The 287-nt window shown below is 63.4% G+C and carries 1 pseudogene; it reads left to right on the top strand.

Annotated elements, in window-relative coordinates:
• A pseudogene (locus tag EN807_RS34830) lies at window positions 1-208 on the top strand (IS110 family transposase); the annotation flags it as partial.
• Between the last annotated feature and the right edge of the window lie 79 nt (window positions 209-287).

Below are 287 nucleotides of genomic sequence, written 5' to 3'. Positions count from 1 at the left end.
CGGAGATGGGCGTCCACTGCCGCCGGCGCTCATGGCGCAGATCAGCCGCGAGCTTGATCGCATCGAGTTGCTGATCCAGCAGATCAAGGATGTTGAAGAGGCACGCGACGCCTTGCTTGTCGCGGCAGATGAGCCAACACCGGCCCTGCTGCTCAGCCTCAAGGGAATAGGTCCGGAGTTCGCGGCCGTCCTGTGGTCTGAGGGATTGTCGGATTGTGCCCCATGGCGTGGTGTAGGTAACGGCATTGGTCGCCGTGCTCTCCGGCAAGGGCCGGACTGATCAGCGC

The sequence above is a fragment of the Mesorhizobium sp. M5C.F.Ca.ET.164.01.1.1 genome (genome assembly GCF_004792125.1).
In the GTDB taxonomy this organism is placed as follows: Bacteria; Pseudomonadota; Alphaproteobacteria; order Rhizobiales; family Rhizobiaceae; genus Mesorhizobium; species Mesorhizobium wenxiniae.
Note: the sequence above shows the minus strand (reverse complement) of the source record. Positions and strands in the feature narration are given on the sequence as shown.